The following is a 16,734-nucleotide window of genomic DNA, read 5'->3' as shown; positions in this document are numbered from 1 at the left end:
CCCAGAGTTCGCCTATGAACGTACAAATTGGCGGTGCGACACTCGCCGTTATCCTGACAGGCATGCTCATCGTCCTGGGTGTCAACGAATGCCAACGCGGCCCCCTCAACCCGGACATTGCCGACGACACCAGTGAGGAACAGAAGTCCTGGCTGACTGTTGAACATCGCATCAAGCGCTCGGACCCGGCCCTGACCGAAGTCATACGCGACCAGCAAGCCCTGATCGTGCTCTACCGTCCAGACGCTGCGACGCAGGCGTCAGAACCTTGGGTCGATCACATGCTGCGTGTGGTTGGCCATGGCCTGGCCGCACTCAATGGCGCCCCCGGCGGCAAGCAATACACGCAAGTCACGATCAAGGCACGGATGCTTGTCGATGATGACGTGGAACTGGTCTACGACATGTCGGGGTTCGACGCCATCAAGACGCGACAGGGCGGCTACGTGACGTTCGCCAGCATGCCGCGAAGCATGGTGTTCAGCCGCGAGGCCTTGACCCAGGCCCAGGATTATTGCCGTGGCCCTAGCGCCCGTGGATTTTATCCTGAGTTCTGCGAGCGGGTCCTGCCACCGAAGGCCCCTGAATGACCGTGGCGAGTGCAAAGCTCGCCCTCCCGTTTTGAAAAGTGAGGGCCGCTTCGCACCCCAGCGGGAGCAAGCTCCCTCGCCACGACTGCATCGGAACCGTATTCGCGCCGTGACCCACTGCGGGAAAACATCGCATTTCGCGAAGAGCTTAGCTCGGACGCGGTCGTGCTCCACGATTTCGCCTTGTTGTTATCCATTCCGCTGCGCGACGGATGCGACTTACTGGATGTAATCGGACGCAGGCTACAGGCGCAAGCCATGACCGCTACGGCAGTTACCTGATTAGCAAGGGCAAGCCGTTATTTCTTGAATTTTCCTGCCACACCCTTCGGATACGAGCCTGCACGAGATGGTTCGCGAACTTGGAACTGAGAGAAAGCACAAAATAAAAAGGGCGACATCACTGTCGCCCTTTTTCCGTCTTGCCTACAGCCTTATGCCGCGCTGAACAACTTGTGCGGATCGATCACAAACTTCTTCGGCACGCCCGCATCAAACTCGCCGTAGCCTTTCGGCGCGTCGTCCAGGCTGATGACCTGCACGCCAACGATTTCGGCGATGTTGATGCGGTCCCACATGATCGCCTGCATCAGTTGGCGGTTGTACTTCATTACCGGGGTCTGGCCGGTGTGGAAGCTGTGGGATTTGGCCCAGCCCAGGCCGAAGCGGATGCTCAGGCTGCCCATCTTCGCCGCTGCATCGACGGCGCCCGGGTCTTCGGTGACGTAGAGGCCGGGGATGCCGATCTTGCCGGCCACGCGGACCACGCCCATCAGCGAGTTGAGCACGGTGGCCGGGGCTTCGTGCTTGACGCCGTCATGGCCGTGGCCGCGGGCTTCGAAGCCAACCGCGTCGACCGCACAATCGACCTCAGGCTCGCCCAACAGCGCGGCGATCTGTTCGTGCAGCGGGGTGTCCTGGGACAGGTCGGCAATTTCAAAACCCTGGGCCTTGGCGTGGGCCAGGCGAACCGGGTTGACGTCGCCGATGATGACCACGGCCGCGCCCAACAGACGAGCGGAAGCAGCAGCGGCCAGGCCAACCGGGCCGGCACCGGCGATGTAGACGGTGCTGCCAGGGCCAACGCCGGCAGTGACGGCGCCGTGGTAGCCGGTCGGCAGGATGTCGGACAGGCAGGTCAGGTCACGGATTTTCTCCATGGCCTTGTCGCGGTCCGGCAGTTTCAACAGGTTGAAATCGGCGTACGGCACCAGCACGTATTCGGCCTGGCCGCCGGTCCAGTCGCCCATGTCCACGTAACCATAGGCACCGCCGGCACGGGCCGGGTTAACGGTCAGGCACACGCCCGTGTGTTGCTCTTTGCAGGAACGGCAGCGCCCGCAAGCCACGTTGAACGGCACCGACACCAGATCACCGATTTTCAGGTTCTCGACGTCGCTGCCCTTTTCGATCACTTCACCGGTGATTTCGTGACCCAGGACCAGACCGGTCTGGGCAGTGGTACGGCCGCGCACCATGTGCTGGTCGGAGCCGCAGATGTTGGTGGAGACCACGCGCAGGATGACACCGTGCTCAATCTTCCTGCCGCGCGGGTCCTGCATTTTTGGATAGTCGATTTTCTGTACTTCGACCTTGCCGTTGCCGAGATACACGACACCACGATTACCAGACATGCTTTCACCTCGCTGTTGTTTTTGTGGAACTGCGTTGCCCAGGCAGGCAGCGCGTTGATTGCTCGGGTTGATGCCTGAGCTTCAAGCGGCAAGCTACAAGCCGCAAGAAGCACGCATACCGCCTTTTCTTGCGGCTTGAAGCTTGAAGCTTGTGGCTAAAGCACCACGGTACGATTGGCGTTCAGAAATACTCGCCGCTCAATGTGATACCCCACCGCCCGGGCCAAGGTCAGCCCTTCGATGTCCCGGCCCTTGGCGATCAGGTCTTCGGGATAGTGGCTGTGGTCCACCACCTCCACGCCCTGGGCGATGATCGGGCCTTCGTCCAGGTCGTTGTTGATGTAGTGCGCCGTGGCGCCCACCAACTTCACGCCTTTGTTGTAGGCCTGGTGATACGGCTTGGCGCCCTTGAAGCCCGGCAGCAGCGAGTGATGGATGTTGATCGCCTTGCCATCGAGCTTGCGGCACAACTCCGGCGACAGCACTTGCATGTAGCGGGCAAGGATCACCAGCTCGGCGCCGGTGTCTTCGATCACCTGCCACACCTGTCGCTCCTGGGCCGGCTTGTCGTTCGGGTCCAGGGGGAAATGGTAGTAGGGAATCTGGTGCCAGTCGGCCAGCGGCTTGAGGTCGGGATGGTTCGAGACCACGGCCACCACGTCCATGGATAACTGGCCGATGCGCTGGCGGTAGAGCAAATCGTTGAGGCAGTGATCGGCCTTGGAGACCATGATCACCACTTTGGGCCGGTAGTTCGGCGGCGTCAGTTCGAAGACCATGCCGAAGGCTTGCGCGCGTTCGGCCAGGCCGGCACGGAAACTCTGTTCGTCGAAACCGTCAGGCTGGCGGAACTCCACGCGAATGAAGAAACGCGCCGAGAGCCGGTCGTCGAAGGAATGGTGCTCGGTGACGTAGCAGCCCTGCTCGAACAGAAAGCGGGTCACCGCGTCCACCGTGCCGAGCACGCTGGGGCAGTCGGCAGTCAAGATCCATGTGTCTGGGGCGCGGCTCATTGCGGTGACTCCTGTTTGTTATGGACAAATCCCCCGCTAAGCACAGAACCCTGTGGCGAGGGGATTCATCCCCGCTGGGCTGCGAAGCAGCCCCTAGACCTGCAACTTCAGAGTGTCAGGTTGATCACATCAAGCTTTTGGGGCTGCTGCGCAGCCCAGCGGGGATGAATCCCCTCGCCACAAAAAGACAGTGTCCGACCTTAGTCAGGCCTGCACGCTCAACCCATACTCAGCCGCCGCATCCTGCAACCACAGCCACCAGTAATCGGAGAAGCTGCGACGGATCACCAGTTCCCAGGTGTCTTCACCCGTGTGGCGGATCACCAGCTGCGACTTGGCGAACACCGTGCCCACCGCCTTGCCCACCGGAAAGTTGCTTGGGTGTACATCGTAGCTGGTGGATTTCATCAGCACGTCGCGTACGTTCGGGCCGGACAGTTCGAGGATCTGCTGGCCGCCGCTGACGTTGACGATCTGGATGTGCAGGTCGCCCAGGGCTTCGCGCAGCTTCTGCTCGGCGGCGAACTCTTCGCCGGTGGGCACCACCAGCAGCCATTCATCCGGACCGAGCCATTGCAGGCTGGTCTCGCCCTTGATGATGACGCTCAGGGCGCCCGGCAATTCCAGGCCCAGGGCCTTGTGTACGCCGGCGGCGAACGCCGGGTCGTGGCCATCGCCACGAAGGGTCAGGTGGCCGAGGAGTTTTTTCTCGCGCACGGTCACGCCGGCGTTCTTGCGGCCCTTGCCCACCAGGCTGGCGAGGTCGGCATGGTGCAGCGACGACTCGGCCTTGGCCCCGGTGGTTGGGCGTTGTTGGTACACGTTGACTGCGGTCATATGGAGCACCTGTCTTGAATTCTGTAGTTCCGGCCTTTGTGGTGGCTGTCCTGCCGTCTTCGCGAGCAAGCCCGCTCCCACATTGGATTGATGCCTGGCTCAAATTCCTTTGGCGACTTCAATCCTGTGGGAGCGGGCTTGCTCGCGAATCAGGCGACTCGGTGAAGCTGCCCACCCACAGGACCAAAGTCCCTTAGATGTTCTGCCGATCCCCCTTCGGATCGAAGAACACCGAAGAAACGATCTCTGCCTCGATCACGCTACCGTCGGCCAATGGCGCGAACACGCGTTCGCCCAGGCGCCTCAAGCCGCCCTTGACCACGCCCATCGCAAACGAATAACCCAGGGAGTTATGCGCATAGCTGGAGGTGACGTGGCCGACCATCGACATCGGAATCGCCTGCTTCGGGTTGAACACCAGTTGCGCGCCTTCCGGCAGCCAGACATTCGGGTCGATCGGCTTGAGGCCCACCAGTTGCTTGCGGTCTTCACGCACGCAATCTTCACGGTTCATGCCGCGCCAGCCGATCCACGAGAACGGCTTGGTCCGGCCAACGCACCAGCCCATGTTCAGGTCGTCCGGGGTCATCGAGCCGTCCGTGTCCTGGCCGACGATGATGAAGCCCTTCTCGGCCCGCAATACGTGCATGGTCTCGGTGCCGTACGGGGTCAGGTTGTACTTCTTGCCGGCCTCGACGATCTGTTCGAGCACGCCCATGGCGTAGTCGGCCTGCACGTTGATTTCGTACGACAGCTCACCGGTGAACGAGATCCGGAACACCCGCGCCGGGACGCCGCCCACCAGGCCTTCCTTCCAGGTCATGAACGGGAAAGCGTCCTTGTCCAGGTCGATGTCGGTGACGTCGCCGAGCAGCTTGCGGCTGTTGGGCCCCGACAGGGTCATGGTCGCCCAGTGGTCGGTGACCGAGGTGAAGTACACCTTCAGGTCCGGCCATTCGGTCTGGTGATAGATCTCCAGCCATTGCAGGACGCGCGCCGCGCCGCCGGTGGTGGTGGTCATCAGGAAGTGGTTGTCCGCCAGACAGGCCGTTACGCCGTCGTCGAAGACCATGCCGTCTTCCTTGCACATCAGGCCGTAGCGGGCCTTGCCCACGTCGAGCTTGGTCCAGGCGTTGGTGTAGACGCGGTTGAGGAACTCGCGGGCATCCGGGCCCTGGATGTCGATCTTGCCCAGGGTCGAAGCGTCGAGCAGACCGACGCTGTCACGCACGGCCTGGCATTCGCGCTTGACCGCGGCATGCAGGTCTTCGCCGTTCTTCGGGAAGTACCAAGGGCGCTTCCACTGGCCGACGTCTTCGAATTCGGCACCGTTCTTCACATGCCAGGCATGCAGCGCGGTGAAGCGCACCGGCTCGAAGATGTGCCCGCAGTGCCGGCCCGCCACCGCGCCGAAAGTCACCGGCGTGTAGTTCGGACGGAACATGGTGGTGCCCATCTGCGGAATGCTCACGTTCAGCGAGCGGGCCGCGATGGCCAGGCCGTTGACGTTGCCCAGCTTGCCCTGGTCGGTACCGAAGCCCAGTGCGGTGTAGCGCTTGACGTGTTCCACCGACTCGAAGCCTTCGCGGGTGGCGAGCTCGATGGCGGCGGCAGTGACGTCGTTCTGCAGGTCGACGAATTGCTTCGGCGCCCGTGCAGTGGCTTTTTCGTGGGGCACCTGGAACAGCGCCAGGGTCGGTTCTTCGTGACGGCTCAGCGCTTTAGGCAACACGCCCTCGACGGCCTTGAAGCCGGCTTCGCTGGCCGCACGCACGCCGCCTTCGAAACCGTCGGCCAAGCTATCGCCGAGACCATAGACGCCGTTGATACCGCCGACGCAGACACGCTTTTGCGGGGCTTCGCCCGGTACGAAACCGAGGATGTCTTCACGCCAGATCGGCTTGCCGCCCAGGTGTGAAGCCAGATGGACCACCGGGCTATAGCCGCCGGAGCTGGCCACCAGGTCGCAGTCCAGCCATTCGCCGGGGCTGGTGACTTTGTGGGCACGAACGTCGATTGCGGCCACACGCGCCGCGGTGACGCGCTTGCTGCCACGGGCCTCGATCACGGCGCTGCCGGTGAGGATGCGGATGCCCTTGGCGCGGGCTTCTTCCACCAGCGCACCCCGTGGGTTGCTGCGGGCGTCGGCCACGGCGACCACTTGCAGGCCGGCATCGAACCAGTCCAGGGCCACGCGATAGGCGTGGTCGTTGTTGGTGCTCAGGACCAGTTTCTTGCCCGGGGCCACGCCGTAGCGGCGGATGTAGGTAGAAACCGCGCCAGCCAGCATGTTGCCCGGCACGTCGTTGTTGCCGTAGACCAATGGGCGCTCGCAGGCGCCGGTCGCCAGGACTACGCGCTTGGCACGAACGCGGTTGATGCGCTGGCGCACCTGGCCGATCGGTGCGCGGTCACCCAGGTGATCAGTGAGCCGCTCATGGATGGTCAGGAAGTTATGGTCGTGATAACCGTTCACGGTGGCGCGAGGCAACAGCACCACTTCCGGCATCGAGCGCAGCTCAGCCACTGCGGCCGCGACCCACTCGGTCGCCGGCTTGCCGTCCAGGCTCTCGCGGGAATCGAGCAGGCTGCCGCCGAACTCTTCCTGCTCATCGGCCAGGATCACTCGGGCACCGCTGCGGCCAGCGGCCAACGCTGCAGCCAGGCCAGACGGGCCGGCGCCAACGATCAGCACGTCGCAGTGACGGTTCATGTAGTCGTAGGTGTCCGGATCGTTCTCGGTCGGCGAGCGACCCAGCCCTGCGGCCTTGCGGATGTACTTCTCGTAGGTCATCCAGAACGATTGCGGGTACATGAAGGTTTTGTAGTAGAAACCCGGCGGCATCAGCTTGCCGCCGACCTTGCCGAGAATCCCCATCATGTCGTTGTTTACATTCGGCCAGCCGTTGGTGCTGGTGGCGACCAAACCTTGGTACAGCGCCTGTTGCGTGGCGCGCACGTTGGGAATCTGCGTGGCTTCGGTGGCACCGATCTGCAGCACCGCGTTCGGCTCTTCGGCGCCGGCGGCGAAGATGCCGCGCGGACGGGAATACTTGAAGCTGCGACCGATGATGTCGACACCGTTGGCCAGCAACGCGGCGGCCAGGGAGTCACCTTCGAAGCCTTTGTAGGTCTGGCCGTTGAAGGTGAATGTCAGCACTTTGTTGCGGTCGATCCGTCCGCCGTTGGACAGGCGATTGATCTGGCTCATACCTTCTCTCCCAGAGCCTGTGCAGCCGCTTTCGGACTGTCAGCCTTGTCGGTGAACTGCGGCTTTTCGCCGATCTTGTAGGTTTCGAGAATCTCGTAGGTCACGGTGTCACGGGTCGCGTTGAAGTACTGGCGGCAACCGGCGACGTGATCCCACAGTTCATGGTGCAACCCGCGTGGGTTGTCACGGAAGAACATGTAGTCGCCCCACTGCTCGTCGGTGCAGGCGTTCGGATCCAGTGGACGCGGGATATGCGCCTGGCCGGATGCATGGAATTCCTCTTCGGAGCGCAGTTCGCCGCAGTGAGGACAGAAGATATGCAACATGGGGATTTCTCCTGTTAGTGGGCAACCGCAGCAGCGCCGTGTTCATCGATCAACGCACCGTTGTGGAAACGGTCGATGGAGAAAGGTGCGGCCAATGGGTGCATTTCACCCTTGGCCAGGCTCGCGGCAAACACGTTGCCCGAGCCAGGTGTGGCCTTGAAGCCACCGGTGCCCCAACCGCAGTTGAAGAACATGTTCGGCACCGGGGTCTTGGAGATGATCGGGCAGGCGTCCGGCGTGGTGTCGACGATGCCGCCCCACTGGCGGTTCATGCGCACGCGGGACAACACCGGGAACATCTCGACGATGGCCTGGATGGTGTGCTCGATCACCGGGTACGAACCACGCTGGCCGTAGCCGTTGTAGCCGTCGATACCGGCGCCGATCACCAGGTCGCCCTTGTCGGACTGGCTGATGTAGCCGTGCACGGCGTTGGACATGATCACGCTGTCGATGATTGGCTTGATCGGCTCGGATACCAGCGCTTGCAGCGGGTGGGATTCGACCGGCAGGCGGAAGCCCGCGAGCTTGGCCATGTGCCCGGAGTTACCGGCAGTGACCACACCGACGCGCTTGGCGCCGATGAAGCCCTTGTTGGTTTCCACGCCGATGCACACACCGTTTTCCTTGCGGAAACCGATCACTTCGGTCTGCTGGATCAAGTCCACGCCCAAGGCGTCAGCCGCCCGGGCAAAGCCCCAGGCCACGGCATCGTGACGCGCCACGCCGCCGCGACGCTGGACGGTGGCGCCCATCACCGGGTAGCGGGTGTTTTTCGAGCAATCCAGGTACGGGATCTCGTCGGCCACTTGCTTGGCGTTGAGCAGCTCGCCGTCCACGCCGTTGAGGCGGTTGGCGCTGACGCGACGCTCGGAATCACGGATGTCCTGCAGGGTGTGGCACAGGTTGTAGACGCCACGCTGGGAGAACATCACGTTGTAGTTCAGGTCCTGGGACAGGCCTTCCCAGAGTTTCATCGCGTGTTCGTACAGGTGGGCCGATTCATCCCACAGGTAGTTGGAGCGCACGATGGTGGTGTTGCGCGCGGTGTTACCGCCGCCCAACCAGCCCTTCTCGACCACGGCCACGTTGGTGATGCCGTGCTCCTTGGCCAGGTAATAGGCGGTCGCCAGGCCATGTCCGCCACCGCCGACGATGACCACGTCGTAGACCTTTTTCGGGGTCGGCGTGCGCCACATCCGCTGCCAGTTTTCATGATGGCTGAGTGAGTGTTTGAAGAGGCCGAAGCCTGAATAGCGTTGCATAGTCATTTACTCCAAAACCGACTCAGCGATAAACCGGGAAGTCCGCGCACAGGGCCGCCACTTGCTGCGCGACATTGGCTTCGACATCGGCGTCGCCGAGGTTGTCGAGGATGTCGCAGATCCAGCCGGCCAGCGTGACGCACTGGGTAACCTTGAAACCACGCGTGGTCACCGCCGGGGTGCCGATGCGCAGGCCCGAGGTCACGAACGGCGATTGCGGGTCGTTCGGCACGGCATTCTTGTTGACGGTGATGTGGGCGCGGCCCAGGGCGGCGTCGGCGTCCTTGCCGGTCAGGCCCTGGCGAATCAGGCTGACCAGGAACAGGTGGTTGTCGGTGCCGCCGGACACTACATCGTAGCCGCGCTTGATGAACACGCCAGCCATGGCCTGGGCGTTATCGATCACTTGCTGCTGGTAAGCCTTGAAGCCTGGCTCCTGGGCCTCCTTGAAGCAAACCGCCTTGCCGGCGATCACGTGCATCAGCGGGCCGCCCTGGGCGCCGGGGAATACCGCCGCGTTGAGCTTCTTCTCGATTTCTTCGTTGGCCTTGGCCAGGATCAGGCCGCCACGTGGACCGCGCAGGGTCTTGTGAGTGGTAGTGGTCACCACGTCGGCGTAGGGCAGCGGGTTCGGGTACAGGCCGGCGGCAACCAGGCCAGCGACGTGGGCCATATCGACGAACAACAAGGCACCGACCTTGTCGGCGATCTGGCGGAAGCGTGGGAAATCCAGGGTCTTGGAGTAGGCGGAGAAACCGGCAACGATCATCTTCGGCTTGCACTCGACCGCCAGGCGCTCGACTTCGTCGTAGTCGATCAGGCCGGTGGTGGTGTCGATGCCGTATTGCACCGCGTTGTAGAGCTTGCCCGAGGACGACACTTTCGCACCGTGGGTCAGGTGACCGCCGTGGGCCAGGCTCATGCCCAGGATGGTGTCGCCGGCCTGCAGCAGGGCCAGGTACACGGCACTGTTGGCCGACGAACCGGAGTGCGGCTGGACGTTGGCGTAATCGGCGCCGAACAATTGCTTGGCGCGCTCAATGGCCAGGGCCTCGACCTTGTCGACGTGCTCGCAGCCACCGTAGTAGCGCTTGCCCGGATAGCCTTCGGCGTATTTGTTGGTCAAGCCGCTGCCCTGGGCCTGCATCACACGCTTGCTGGTGTAGTTCTCCGACGCGATCAGTTCGATGTGATCTTCCTGGCGTTGCTCCTCGGCATTCATCGCCGCCAGCAGTGCATCATCGTAGCCTTGGATTTGGTCTTGCTTGCTGAACATCGCGTCTCTCCCAGCGGCGGCGGTGCGCCTTTCGTCTCGGTGAGGCACGGACCGTTTCGGTCGTGCCCTTTGGATGCGATGGTATGGCCGGCGCAGGCAGGTCAAATGCCTATGGACGCCACGCAAAGGTGCGTTTACGACATGGGATCAAATGGAATCGAACACCGGCACTGTGGCGAGGGAGCTTGCTCCCGCCAGACTCTGTAGGAGCTGGCGAAGCCTGCGATCTTTTGATCTTGATCTTTCACTCTTGATTCAATGAGCAGCGGAAAGATCACAGCCTCGCTTCGCTCGACAGCTCCTACGTAGCCCAGCGGGAGCAAGCTCCCTCACCACAAGGGCTATGCGGCAATCTGGCGAACCGCGAGCAGCACCAAGAAATGCGCGGGATATAGCGCATACGCCCAGCGCCGCATCGGCAATGGACGAAAACGACCGGCCTGTCGCAAAAGCACCAGCCCCAGCCATGGCGCGATCAGGCAAGCCACCAGCCCCCACAACGCCACCGCATCCCCCAGCCATGCTGCGCCATACAACACCCGCCATTGGTTGGCCGCGACACAGACCAGTCCCGGCAACAAGGCCAGATACAAGGAATGCTTGAACAGCAGCAACATCACCAGCGGCAGCAGCACGCCGAAGAAACCGAACATCAAATTCGACGAAAACAGCGCCGCCAACAGCAGCGCCACCGCGGCCAGGCATCGGGCCTCGAGGGTGGACGCCTGCCAACCGCGCGCCACAAGCAACCCGAGCACCAGCGTTGGCATGACGTTCAGCGTGGAGGGGTCGGGAATGAACAAGCGATAAGGGATTTCGCTGACGGCACTGAACAGCAACAGCCAGCCCAGGTAGCGCCACGAGCCGGCACTTGGCCCGCCGCGCGCCAGGTTTGCCGCCATCGCCAGGCAAAACCACGGAAACGCCAGCCGCCCCGGCACATATAGCCAATCGACGGAAAAACCGACATATCGCAGATGATCGAGAATCATCGACAACAGTGCCAACCATTTGAGCAAGTCCAGGGCACCATCACGTCGTCTCATGTTTATATCGGCCCAGTTACTTGGTCTTTTTCTGACAGAAACATCCCTTATGTTCCTCCGCCAATCTTGGGTAAAGTGCGCACCAGTATCGATCACGGCGTTGTGGACCCAAGCACGCCGAACCATGGAACCCCTCATCCGGGGCATTCCGCCAGGGATCTCTTACCCAGGACTCTCTATTCAAGGAGCAAGGCCATGACCGACAAGAGCCAACAATTCGCCAGCGACAACTATTCCGGTATTTGCCCCGAAGCCTGGGCCGCCATGGAAGAAGCCAACCAGGGCCACCAGCGTGCCTACGGTGATGACGATTGGACCCACCGCGCCGCAGATGGCTTTCGGGAGCTATTCGAAACCGACTGCGAAGTGTTCTTTGCGTTCAACGGCACGGCTGCCAACTCCCTGGCCCTTTCGTCGCTGTGCCAGAGTTATCACAGCGTGATCTGCTCGGAAACCGCCCACGTCGAAACCGACGAATGCGGCGCACCGGAATTCTTTTCCAACGGTTCCAAGCTGCTGGTGGCGCGCACCGAGAATGGCAAGCTGACCCCCGAGTCGATCCGCGAGGTCGCCCTCAAGCGCCAGGACATCCACTATCCCAAGCCGCGCGTCGTGACCCTGACCCAGGCCACGGAAGTCGGCAGCGTCTACACGCCGGATGAAATCCGCGCCATCAGCGCCACCTGCAAGGAACTGGGGTTGAACCTGCACATGGACGGCGCACGGTTCTCCAACGCCTGCGCCTTCCTCGGCTGCACCCCAGCCGACCTGACCTGGAAAGCCGGCGTCGACGTGCTGTGCTTCGGCGGCACTAAGAATGGCATGGCGGTGGGTGAAGCCATCCTGTTCTTCAACCACGACCTGGCCGAAGACTTCGACTATCGCTGCAAACAGGCCGGGCAGTTGGCGTCGAAAATGCGCTTTCTCTCCGCACCGTGGGTCGGCTTGCTGCAAGACGACGCGTGGCTCAAGCACGCCCGCCACGCCAACCGCTGCGCGCAACTGCTGGCAGAACTGGTCAGCGACATCGACGGCGTGGAACTGATGTTCCCGGTCCAGGCCAACGGCGTGTTCCTGCAACTCTCGGAACCGGCCATCGCCGCACTGACGGCCAAGGGCTGGCGTTTCTACACCTTCATCGGCAAGGGCGGCGCACGCTTCATGTGCTCGTGGGATACCGAGGAAGCGCGGGTGCGGGAATTGGCGGCGGATATTCGGGAAGTGATGGCGGGCTAAGTAGAAATACACTCAAGACCGGGCCGGGACACCCGTGGCGAGGGGATTTATCCCCGCTGGGCTGCGAAGCAGCCCCAAAGCAGTCAACTCGGTCTGCCTGAAACACCGCGATTGCAGGTTTTAGGGCTGCTTCGCAGCCCAACGGGGATAAATCCCCTCGCCACAGGAAATCCCTCTGGGCACAAGTAAATCCCTCCAGGCACAGAGGGATTTACACCTGCCTGAGCGAGCAAATCAGAAATCGATCCGCACATCCCCCTTCGGCACGCTGCAGCACGACAGGATATAACCCTCGGCCTCGTCGTCCTCGGTGATGCCGCCGTTGTGCTCCATCTCCACTTCCCCGCCCAGCTTCAGTACTTTGCAGGTGCCGCAGATGCCCATGCCGCAGGCCTTGGGGATCATCATGCCGAGCTTGGCGGCAGCGGCGTGGACGGTTTCTCCCGGCCCCACGCGAATGCTCTTGCCCGATGAAGTGAACTCCACCAGGTGCAGGTCAGCCGCATCGACTTCTGGCGCGTCGGCAGCCTGCTCGGCCTGCTCCACCGCGTCGGCACGGGCTTCCGGCGGCGTCGCGCCGAAGGACTCCTCGTGGTAGCGCTTCATGTCATAGCCAGCGGCTTCCAGCAGGCGCTTGACCGCAGTCATGTACGGGGTCGGGCCGCAGCAGAACACCTCGCGCTCGAGGAAGTCGGGCACCATCAGTTCCAGCATCTTGTGATTCAGGTAGCCGCGATACCCGGCCCACGGCTCGCCCAGGCCATGCTTTTCGCAGATCAGGTGCAAGCTGAAGTTGTCGATCCGCGACGCCATGTGCTCCAGCTCGCGGTGGTAGATGATGTCCTTGGGCGAGCGGGCGCTGTGGATGAAAGTCATGTCGACATTGGCGTTGGTGTCGTAGAACCAGCGCGCCATGGACATGCACGGCGTAATGCCCACGCCGCCACTGAGGTAAAGCACTTTCGGGCTCGGGAAATCGATAGCGTTGAACAGCCCCACCGGCCCATGTACCGCCAGTTCCTGGCCCTCGTGCAGGGTGTCGTGCAGCCAGTTGGAAACCTTGCCCCCCGGCACGCGCTTGATCGTCACGGAGAAACTGTAGGGCACCGACGGCGAGCTGGAGATCGTGTAGGAACGCATGATCGGCTGGCCTTCGATTTCCAGCTCCAGGGTGACGAACTGCCCCGGCTTGAAAAAGAACATGATTGGCTGGTCGGCCATGAAGCAAAAGGTGCGCACATCCCAGGTTTCCTGGATGACTTTGACGCAACGCACGATATGTCGGCCATTGGCCCAGGTCTGGGTCGTGACCGGGTTCAGGAAATTATTGGACATGCTGATCTCCACGGCCGACTGTCGGCCTTCATGAGGGCGATTGTGCGCAGGCACCTGAGTGACCATTTACCTATCTGCGACATTCACATACTTATCGCGACCAGCCCCCAACGACCGGGGCTTGCGCGTCGGGAACAGATTGGGCCATGTCGCCCATGGATAAGGTTGCGCCCCTGCGCGGCCCCACACTCGCCCCAACAGACAAACAGATTTTTTTGCCTTGCGTAGCACAACCGATCAGCCACTTTTTTGATGGTCACGTAGAGGACCATGAGGACAAAACGATGGACGTCACCACTACCCTGAGCCTGGGCGATCCGCTGGAACCCGCACGCAAGGCCACCGCGCAAATGCTGCAAGAGCGCGAGCGTACCTTTTCGCTGCCGCAACCGTTCTACAGTGACGAGCGCCTGTTTGATATCGACATGCAGGAAATCTTCCAGAAAGAATGGTTGATCGCCGGCATGACCTGCGAGATCCCGGCCAAGGGCAACTACCTGACGCTGCAGATCGGCAAGAACCCGATCATCGTGATTCGCGGCGCCGAGGGCGTGGTGCACGCCTTCCATAACGTCTGCCGCCACCGCGGTTCGCGGCTGTGCACCAGTGAAAAGGGCAAGGTCGCCAAACTGGTCTGTCACTACCACCAGTGGACCTACGAGCTGGACGGTCGCCTGCTGTTCGCCGGTACCGAGATGGGCGCCGACTTCGACATGAAGCAGTACGGCCTCAAGCCTGTGAACGTGAAGACTGCTGGCGGCTACATCTTCATCAGCCTGGCCGAGAACCCGCCGGCGATCGATGACTTCCTGTCGACACTGAACCACTACATGGAACCGTACGACATGGAAAACACCAAGGTGGCGGTGCAAACCACCTTGATGGAAAAGGCCAACTGGAAGCTCGTGCTGGAAAACAACCGCGAGTGCTACCACTGCAACGCCTCGCACCCCGAATTGCTCAAGACCCTGCTGGAATGGGACGACGTCACAGACCCGCGCGCCGACCAGGCGTTCAAGGACCACGTGGCCGCCTCCGCCGCCGCCTGGGAAGCCGAGAAGATCCCTTACGCCCACGCCAGTTTCGGCCTGCGCAACCGCATCGTGCGCATGCCGCTGCTCAAGGGCACCGTGTCGATGACCATGGACGGCAAGCAGGGCTGCGCCAAGCTGATGGGTCGCATCAAGAACCCGGACCTGGGCTCGATGCGCATCCTGCACCTGCCGCACTCGTGGAACCACTGCATGGGCGACCACATCATCGTCTTCACCGTGTGGCCGATCAGCGCCCAGGAAACCATGGTCACCACCAAGTGGCTGGTGCACAAGGACGCGGTCGAAGGCGTGGACTACGACGTGGAGCGCATGCGCCAGGTCTGGGACGCCACCAACGACCAGGACCGTCGCCTGGCCGAGGAAAACCAGCGCGGCATCAACTCCACCGCCTACCAGCCAGGCCCGTACTCCAAGACCTATGAGTTCGGCGTGGTGAACTTCGTGGACTGGTACAGCGAGCGCATGCTCAATAACCTGGGGGCCGAGCCGGCGCCGTACCTCAAGGGCGTGCCGGTCCAGGGCTAAATCAAAAGCATCGTCGGATCGCCGCCCGGATCAAGCTCGCTCCCACAGGGGGTCTTCAGCGCACCGAAGACCCCATGTGGGAGCGAGCTTGCTCGCGATAGCGGCCTGACATTCACCGACTACTGGGAAGACCACCGCACACTGCCATCCTCCCCATAAAACGTCTCGACAATCTCCTCCCCCCTCAACTGCACCTTCACATACCCATTCAACACCCGCTCCGGATACGCCTCGTCCCCCGCCAGCTCAGTTTCCGACCACAGCACCCGCGCATGCCCATTCAACTCGCTGGTGGTGCCATAGGGAATCGCTCCATGCCCGGCGCAGCGCGCATGCAAGCCGCCTTGCGCCGCATAGCAGATGCCGTTGTGCAGATGGCCCCAATACCAATAATCCGGCTCACGCCCCAGGGCGTCACAGACCGGTTGGTAGAGCGCAGTCTTGTGGTGCCCGGAGATATCGAAGCCCTGGTGATGACTGAGGACCATGAGCTTCTTGCGCTTGGGCAGGGTTTTCATCCACTCGATCTGCTGGGTGTTGAGGGTGCCGTCCATGTACAGGTTCATGGCGTCCGAGGCGTAGGCGCTGTCCAGCCCAACCACCAGCCAATCGTCGTTGTACAGCGCAAAGTAACTGGTGCCTTGCTGCACCGGGAACCGCTTGGCCAGTTCCTTGAAATAACCATGTGCGCCGCTGTACATCTCATGATTGGAGTTGAGGGTGAACGAGCCGTGCTTGCCTTGGGGCCAGCCGACCATGTCGACGTCTTCCTGGGAGTGGGTGCCGGCGTAATACACGTCGCCCAGGTGGATGGTGAAATCGGCCAGGGCCAGTTGCATCTGGTTGGCGACGGCCACGGCGGGCGCGTGGCTGTCGAACGGCCCCGTGCCCCAGTCACCGGCGATGGCGAGCACCACGTCGTTGTCCATTTTCACCAGCGCCGGGGTCGTGGCGAACGTCGCATGGTGGCGCAGGTTTTCGATCCACTTGAGTAGCGCCTCGCTCCACAGCAGGTCCAACAGTTCCCACTTGCGACAACCCAATAACGTGCCGTCCTTGAGCACCCGGGTCGGCAACTCGTCTTCGCTTTGCGGCAGCGGTGTGGCGTTGCCGATCTTCAGGATCGACAGGCCGTGCGCCAACTCCCACGGCACCGCCGGTTCATCGTCCGGCAGATCACCGTGGTCGATCACGTGACGGGCCTGGTCGTGGCCTCGCTCCAGCAATTTGACGATGGCCTGGAACTCCTCGGGCTCCAGGTCGTTGACGAGTTTCTTCCAGGACATTTCCAGCCGCGTGACCAACCCGTGCAGGCGGACCTTGACTTTGTCGAACTCATGTTCCCAATGGTGCAGTAATGACATGTGAACGCTCCTTCGTTTTGC

The 16,734-nt window shown here is 62.1% G+C and carries 13 protein-coding genes and 1 pseudogene; 4 read left to right on the top strand and 10 right to left on the bottom strand.

What is annotated here, in order from left to right; all coding sequences use genetic code 11:
• The first annotated feature begins 14 nt into the window (after positions 1–14).
• Both Q7C33_RS06260 and Q7C33_RS06255 read left to right on the top strand, forming a co-directional pair.
• On the top strand, positions 15–590 hold the full coding sequence (locus tag Q7C33_RS06260; protein WP_030139288.1) for a hypothetical protein: 576 nt from the start codon (positions 15–17) through the stop codon (positions 588–590).
• Positions 591–687: 97 nt separating this feature from the next.
• A pseudogene (locus tag Q7C33_RS06255) lies at positions 688–872 on the top strand (hypothetical protein); the annotation flags it as partial.
• Positions 873–1,024: 152 nt separating this feature from the next.
• On the opposite strand, the gene fdhA reads toward Q7C33_RS06255, so the two are convergent.
• The 8 genes from fdhA to Q7C33_RS06215 all read right to left on the bottom strand — a co-directional run bounded on the left by fdhA (position 1,025) and on the right by Q7C33_RS06215 (position 11,198).
• Positions 1,025–2,224 carry a formaldehyde dehydrogenase, glutathione-independent gene (fdhA, locus tag Q7C33_RS06250; protein ID WP_003206297.1) on the bottom strand — a complete coding sequence of 400 codons (1,200 nt, stop codon included), beginning with the start codon at positions 2,222–2,224 and terminating at the stop codon, positions 1,025–1,027.
• A 155-nt stretch (positions 2,225–2,379) separates the two neighbouring features.
• Positions 2,380–3,237 (bottom strand): formyltetrahydrofolate deformylase, encoded by an 858-nt coding sequence (gene purU / locus Q7C33_RS06245; protein WP_072389895.1) that lies wholly within the window; start codon positions 3,235–3,237, stop codon positions 2,380–2,382.
• A 204-nt stretch (positions 3,238–3,441) separates the two neighbouring features.
• The gene (locus tag Q7C33_RS06240) at positions 3,442–4,074 is read right to left on the bottom strand and encodes a sarcosine oxidase subunit gamma (protein WP_202334986.1); all 633 of its coding nucleotides are present in this window, start codon (positions 4,072–4,074) and stop codon (positions 3,442–3,444) included.
• Positions 4,075–4,267: 193 nt separating this feature from the next.
• Positions 4,268–7,285 (bottom strand): sarcosine oxidase subunit alpha, encoded by a 3,018-nt coding sequence (locus Q7C33_RS06235; protein ID WP_407683012.1) that lies wholly within the window; start codon positions 7,283–7,285, stop codon positions 4,268–4,270.
• Entirely contained in the window at positions 7,282–7,611 is a 330-nt protein-coding gene (locus Q7C33_RS06230) for a sarcosine oxidase subunit delta (RefSeq protein ID WP_030139292.1), read from the bottom strand. The genes Q7C33_RS06235 and Q7C33_RS06230 overlap by 4 nt, the downstream gene beginning before the upstream one ends.
• Positions 7,612–7,625: 14 nt before the next feature.
• Complete coding sequence (locus Q7C33_RS06225; protein WP_030139293.1) at positions 7,626–8,876, bottom strand: sarcosine oxidase subunit beta; 1,251 nt, start codon at positions 8,874–8,876, stop codon at positions 7,626–7,628.
• A gap of 22 nt (positions 8,877–8,898) precedes the next feature.
• Complete coding sequence (glyA, locus tag Q7C33_RS06220) at positions 8,899–10,152, bottom strand: serine hydroxymethyltransferase (RefSeq protein ID WP_407683011.1); 1,254 nt, start codon at positions 10,150–10,152, stop codon at positions 8,899–8,901.
• A 341-nt stretch (positions 10,153–10,493) separates the two neighbouring features.
• Entirely contained in the window at positions 10,494–11,198 is a 705-nt protein-coding gene (locus Q7C33_RS06215) for a TraX family protein (RefSeq protein WP_030139295.1), read from the bottom strand.
• Between the two features lie 195 nt (positions 11,199–11,393).
• Here Q7C33_RS06215 and Q7C33_RS06210 point away from each other — a divergent pair, with 195 nt between their 5' ends.
• Complete coding sequence (locus tag Q7C33_RS06210; RefSeq protein WP_030139296.1) at positions 11,394–12,434, top strand: threonine aldolase family protein; 1,041 nt, start codon at positions 11,394–11,396, stop codon at positions 12,432–12,434.
• 234 nt (positions 12,435–12,668) lie between these two features.
• Here the strand turns inward: Q7C33_RS06210 and gbcB are convergent, their stop codons facing one another.
• Positions 12,669–13,769, bottom strand: coding sequence for a glycine-betaine demethylase subunit GbcB (gene gbcB, locus Q7C33_RS06205; protein ID WP_030139297.1), 1,101 nt, complete (start codon positions 13,767–13,769; stop codon positions 12,669–12,671).
• A gap of 284 nt (positions 13,770–14,053) precedes the next feature.
• Between gbcB and gbcA the strand changes: the two genes are divergently transcribed.
• On the top strand, positions 14,054–15,349 hold the full coding sequence (gene gbcA, locus Q7C33_RS06200) for a glycine-betaine demethylase subunit GbcA (RefSeq protein WP_407683010.1): 1,296 nt from the start codon (positions 14,054–14,056) through the stop codon (positions 15,347–15,349).
• Between the two features lie 119 nt (positions 15,350–15,468).
• Here gbcA and Q7C33_RS06195 read toward each other — a convergent pair whose 3' ends face one another.
• Positions 15,469–16,713: a metallophosphoesterase gene (locus Q7C33_RS06195; protein ID WP_407683009.1), complete on the bottom strand. Its 1,245-nt coding sequence runs from the start codon at positions 16,711–16,713 to the stop codon at positions 15,469–15,471.
• Between the last annotated feature and the right edge of the window lie 21 nt (positions 16,714–16,734).

Origin of the sequence: Pseudomonas sp. BP11-1-1 (genome assembly GCF_052112105.1) — a bacterium.
In the GTDB taxonomy this organism is placed as follows: Bacteria; Pseudomonadota; Gammaproteobacteria; order Pseudomonadales; family Pseudomonadaceae; genus Aquipseudomonas; species Aquipseudomonas alvandae.
The sequence above is the reverse complement of the archived record's forward strand: the minus strand, read 5'-3'. Positions and strand labels throughout refer to the sequence as shown.

What these genes read in the sequence shown, in the direction of transcription:
- Q7C33_RS06260 (WP_030139288.1), top strand. Translation starts at nt 15, where the DNA reads ATGAACGTACAAATTGGCGGTGCGACACTCGCCGTTATCCTGACAGGC.
- fdhA (WP_003206297.1), bottom strand. Translation starts at nt 2,224, where the DNA reads ATGTCTGGTAATCGTGGTGTCGTGTATCTCGGCAACGGCAAGGTCGAA.
- purU (WP_072389895.1), bottom strand. Translation starts at nt 3,237, where the DNA reads ATGAGCCGCGCCCCAGACACATGGATCTTGACTGCCGACTGCCCCAGC.
- Q7C33_RS06240 (WP_202334986.1), bottom strand. Translation starts at nt 4,074, where the DNA reads ATGACCGCAGTCAACGTGTACCAACAACGCCCAACCACCGGGGCCAAG.
- Q7C33_RS06235 (WP_407683012.1), bottom strand. Translation starts at nt 7,285, where the DNA reads ATGAGCCAGATCAATCGCCTGTCCAACGGCGGACGGATCGACCGCAAC.
- Q7C33_RS06230 (WP_030139292.1), bottom strand. Translation starts at nt 7,611, where the DNA reads ATGTTGCATATCTTCTGTCCTCACTGCGGCGAACTGCGCTCCGAAGAG.
- Q7C33_RS06225 (WP_030139293.1), bottom strand. Translation starts at nt 8,876, where the DNA reads ATGCAACGCTATTCAGGCTTCGGCCTCTTCAAACACTCACTCAGCCAT.
- glyA (WP_407683011.1), bottom strand. Translation starts at nt 10,152, where the DNA reads ATGTTCAGCAAGCAAGACCAAATCCAAGGCTACGATGATGCACTGCTG.
- Q7C33_RS06215 (WP_030139295.1), bottom strand. Translation starts at nt 11,198, where the DNA reads ATGAGACGACGTGATGGTGCCCTGGACTTGCTCAAATGGTTGGCACTG.
- Q7C33_RS06210 (WP_030139296.1), top strand. Translation starts at nt 11,394, where the DNA reads ATGACCGACAAGAGCCAACAATTCGCCAGCGACAACTATTCCGGTATT.
- gbcB (WP_030139297.1), bottom strand. Translation starts at nt 13,769, where the DNA reads ATGTCCAATAATTTCCTGAACCCGGTCACGACCCAGACCTGGGCCAAT.
- gbcA (WP_407683010.1), top strand. Translation starts at nt 14,054, where the DNA reads ATGGACGTCACCACTACCCTGAGCCTGGGCGATCCGCTGGAACCCGCA.
- Q7C33_RS06195 (WP_407683009.1), bottom strand. Translation starts at nt 16,713, where the DNA reads ATGTCATTACTGCACCATTGGGAACATGAGTTCGACAAAGTCAAGGTC.